The following is a 4,454-nucleotide window of genomic DNA, read 5'->3' on the forward strand; positions in this document are numbered from 1 at the left end:
CCTCCGCCGCTGCCGCCATCTTTGGCATACACGCTGGAGAAACTACCGATGTAATCGGGCACCAGAACAGTCGATGCCGACAGGACCCCGCCAATTGCCAGAGCCAACAAACATTTCTTGAGCAGCATGATGCACCTCCGCTTGGAGTTGCGTCGCCATCTCCGTATCGAACGCAATGTCCAGTGAGTTCCCGGCCGCCCATTGGAGCGGCCAGCCAACCGGCACGGCCATAAGTCTGCAGCAATAACGAGCCACCGCGGTTTCCGTACGATCCCTCAGAGCCAGTTAGCATATTCGCGTGGGAAATATTCCCACACACTCAGATTAGTACTATTAGCCCAAGTGTCAACGACCAAATATCAGAACAAATGCAGCGTTGAGCAAAAACTTCAACCTGCCCCATTGGAGAGTCGCCCCTCACCCGATCGGCTGGTTAAACGAGACAATTTTTTCAATGGAATAGATCAGGAGATGACATTCGGATTTACCCAGGGAACCTGGGGTGAGAGCTAGCGGGCCTGGCAGGTTTTTCGAAGCGCACTGCCGCGTACGGACCCGCCTGGGTCGAAGCGGTGAAGCGCATCAGTGAAGAGAAACAGGCGGGTATCAGTAGGTGTGGCTGAACACCAGTCCAGCCTCGCCATCCGGGCTGGCGTCGGAAAAACCCTTGACGGCATACAACTGAAACTTCCAGTTCTGATTGAGCTTGTGCGTGAGGAAGAGGGTGAGTTCCTTGATCTGGTCGCCCGTGGAAACGACTTTCTGCCGCCAGTCGTAGGACACCCCCGCCGTGGTGCGTACGAACACGGGCATGGCAAAGCCCAGGCCGGCGAATATCGGGTTGTCGAAGTTGGAGCCCGACGGGTCGCCGAATTTTTTCCAGCCCAGGGTAGCGAACCCGGTCACAGGGCCGAAGGCTTTGGCGACATCGACCTGGGCGGAATAGTCGGTTTTGCCGGTGCCCAGGCATTTGTCTTCGTCGGCTGTGGGCAACTTGACCTTGCCGATCAGGTCCACGAACAGCCCGCTGACGCTGCCGTCAAGCACGGCATAGTCGGCACCGGCGACGGTGTCGCCCAAACCGCTTTCCACTTTGCCGCAGCCGCCGGGCAACGGCTCGCCGTCAGGGCCGACCGAAGGATTAGTGATGCGTAGCCAAGGCACAGTGAGCTTGTAGGTCATGGGGCCGGTCTGGTATTTGCCCACCAGCGGGACGTACCAGGTTTCGGAAGTTGTACCGGTGCCATAGTCGCCCCGAGAGTAGTCGGTTCCGATCGAAGTCGTGAAGGTATCGGCCAAGGCTGGCAAGGCCAGGCTGGCAAGCCAACCTACGAGCAGGATGCGCTTGGGGTTCATGCTCACCTCGTGTCTTGCGTCATCGAAGTTCACACGCATGCTTTGTTGCGTGACTTACCAAGCCTAGTCACTTATGACGATAGTGCATCATGACTGCACTGTTTAACCCGACCTGCCGGAGTGATCGATTTTTTCGACCGGCTCGACCCTCTCAACTTTCTCTACCTTCTCGACCTTTTCAACCTTATCTACCTTCTCGACTTTTTCTGGCCGTTCAACTTTCTCGACTTTCTCCGGGCGTTCGACCTTTTCGACTTTCTCTACCTTTTCCACCCTCTCGACTTTGTCGGGTTGCTCGACCCTCTCGATACGCTCCGACTTGCCGGACTTGTCCACGCTATCTATCTTGTCGCCACCGCCATGACTGTCATTGCCCCCGTGGCGAGTATCGTCGACAACGCTGCCTTCGCTCTCGGAGCGGCCGCTCCTGTCACTGCCCGAGTTCCCCGAGCTGCCGGAGTTGCCGGAGCTATTGGAGCTGCCGGAGCTATCGGAGCCGCTCGAGTTGCTCGAGCCACTTGAGTCGTCGGTGTTTTGCTCGCTGGTGCCGGGTCGTCCGTGCCGGTTGCCGGCTGGCGAATCGGAGCGCTCGCGGGGCAATTCGATACGCGTTGCCTGCACGTCTCGCGCGCCGGTGAACACGCCGTTGACCCGCACGCGTCGATCCAGCGCCAGTTCCGAAGCCTGCACACCGACAAACACGGTGTCGCGCGCCAGCGTCACATTAAAGCCACCGACCACTAAACGGTGGTCCTGCCGGCCCTGTACCAGGCCCTCGATCACCGCATTGTGTGCCCGGCCAATGAAAGGCAGGCTCGGATCGGGGCGGCTTTGGTTCACGTCCAACTCGCGACCGGACCAGTGGCCGCGCACCAGCATTTCCTGCGCCGGGCCTGGGTGATTGCTGAGTTTGATTCCCTGGAGATAGCCGCTGCGATCCACCGAGCCGATGGCACTGGCTTCCTTGAGGCCGGGCGCCAGGTCGATGCGGCTGGCCACCACTTCGCCACGAGCATCGCGCAGCCCGCTGACCCGTACGGGATCACCCAGGCGCAGACCGGGAGCGACTTGAGCACCGTTGGCCAGGCGTACCGGTTGCCCCATGACGCGCATGGGCATGGAAGCGCGCGGCAGGGCTGTCAAAGGACCTTCGTAGGCGTGCAGGATAGAAATGCGCCCGGCCTCCAGACCTCGCTGGGAATTGAACGCTTCCACGGCAACCACTTGGCCTACCGCCAGGTGGGTGCTGGTGGTGGCAATGCCGTTCTCGCTGACTGGGACGTTGTTGTTGAAGTGCACTTCCACGCCATTGACGCAGATCGAGGCGAACCCGGTGATGGTGCCGACAATGCCGGTGCCACCGATCCCGCCGTTGTCGCTTTCACTGCCGATGCCCGTGCCACCCACGCCGCCTGCAACGGCACCGGTGCCGCCAATGCCGCCAGGGCGCTTTTTCAGCGGTGCGCCGGTACCGCCGATCCCGCCGTTGTCGGTGTCGATGCCGGTACCGCCCATGCCGCCAGGCGCTGCGCCCGTGCCGCCGGTACCGCCCGGAGCCTGGATGACTGGCACTGTGCTGGTGCCCGCGTCATTCTGGCTGACACAGGCTGGGGCGGCTTGCAGCACAATCGGAAGCCCGAGGCCCAGAGTGAGGGCGATTGTACGAATCAGGCGCAAATTGACGGTCATGGCTTAGGGGCCGTTTGTGAATCGGGATCGGAAGCTTCAGTGTAGAAGTACAATCCGACCGTGATGCGCTGGCGTGGTTCAAGGCTGGGCAGGTCCCGGAACTCCAGTTCGGCGGAGAGTCGGTTGAAACTCAACAGGGCCTGCATTCCCTCGCTGGCAACGGCCTCGCGCAACGCCTCGACGCTCATCGGGGACAGTGCGTCATAGTGCACGCTGCGTTCAAAAAAGGCCGGACCTTCGCTGCTCAGGTTGTGTACCGCGGCGCAGGCATGATCGTGCAGGTTATGGCCCAGGTAAGCGGTTTTCTCATCGAAGCCCTTTTGTGGCACGAAGGCCTGGGCTTCGAGGTGCACGAGATCTTGTTCGTCAAGGCGCACGACGCCCAGACGCAGCCACTCGTCCAACACCACCCGCGCCCTGATATCCGTGCTGACCTTCGCCACCAGGGCGTCAAAGGAGCGGTCGCCGCCGACACGGGCCAATCGAGGCAGTGCCAGTGGCTGGCCGGCGTCGTTGCAGAACGGCGCGTTGGCCCAGGCGTTGACCAGTTGCGCTCCGAAAGTGATGTTTTCCGGAAGCGTGGAAGAAGCCGGGTCACTGGTATTACGCAAGCGCCGTACATCCTTGCGATGCACGCCGGTGAGCAGGCTGATGCGGCTGTCGGTCGGTGCCTTCTCGCCCAGACGGAACTCACGGTCCGCCACTTCGACGAAAACCTCCTTGAGCAGGTCGGCAAACACCAGGTAGGTGACGCCTTTGCGCAGCATCAGGCGTACCAGCGGCCGCATGACATGTCGCAAGGCTTTGAGGAGCGAGGTGGGCAGCGTCGACGATTGCATTCAGCGAATTCCTGGATAGATAACCCCAGTATAGCTACGTGGGAAATAATCCCATGAACGCACGCGCGTATTTTTTGTCGCGCCTCATGCAAAACCGGTCCCCAGGGTTTGGCATGAGGCCACAAAACGCATCAGATCCGGCTGTTGTCGTCGGGTTCACCGCCGACATGGACGCCGCGGTCGTCACCAGGCTCACCACCGACGTGGACGCCTCGGTCATCACCAGGCTCGCCACCGACGTGGACGCCGTGGTCATCACCAGGCTCACCGCCAACGTGGACACCGTGGTCATCACCAGGCTCACCGCCAACATGGACGCCGTGGTCGTCACCGGCTTCGCCGCGAGCGTGGTTGCCGTGGTCGTCACCCGCCTCTGCATGGGTACCACCGCGACCGGAGTTCGAGGCTCCAGAACCGGCATGGCCTGAATTCCCATGGTCGCTGCCGCTGTGACCACTGTTGCCGCCGCTCCCACTATTGCCACCATGGCCACTGTTGCCACCGTTCCCACTATTGCCACCATGACCGCCACCGCTACCGCTGTTGCCGCCGTGACCGCCACCGCTACCA

The 4,454-nt window shown here is 61.2% G+C and carries 4 protein-coding genes; all 4 read right to left on the reverse strand.

Going from position 1 to position 4,454, the window contains the following annotated elements; all coding sequences use genetic code 11:
* Positions 1-606 precede the first annotated feature (606 nt).
* A complete protein-coding gene (locus KGA85_RS28525; RefSeq protein ID WP_223461841.1) occupies positions 607-1,356 on the reverse strand; it encodes a hypothetical protein in 750 nt (249 codons plus the stop codon).
* A gap of 102 nt (positions 1,357-1,458) precedes the next feature.
* Positions 1,459-3,045 (reverse strand): DUF5666 domain-containing protein, encoded by a 1,587-nt coding sequence (locus KGA85_RS28530; RefSeq protein WP_223461843.1) that lies wholly within the window; start codon positions 3,043-3,045, stop codon positions 1,459-1,461.
* The gene (locus KGA85_RS28535) at positions 3,042-3,884 is read right to left on the reverse strand and encodes a DUF6502 family protein (protein ID WP_223461845.1); all 843 of its coding nucleotides are present in this window, start codon (positions 3,882-3,884) and stop codon (positions 3,042-3,044) included. The genes KGA85_RS28530 and KGA85_RS28535 overlap by 4 nt, the downstream gene beginning before the upstream one ends.
* Before the next feature lie 131 nt (positions 3,885-4,015).
* A partial coding sequence (locus tag KGA85_RS28540; protein WP_223543563.1) for a hypothetical protein occupies positions 4,016-4,454 on the reverse strand: 439 nt, incomplete at its 5' end.

The sequence above is a fragment of the Pseudomonas sp. GL-B-12 genome, assembly GCF_019955895.1.
Taxonomy (GTDB): Bacteria; Pseudomonadota; Gammaproteobacteria; order Pseudomonadales; family Pseudomonadaceae; genus Aquipseudomonas.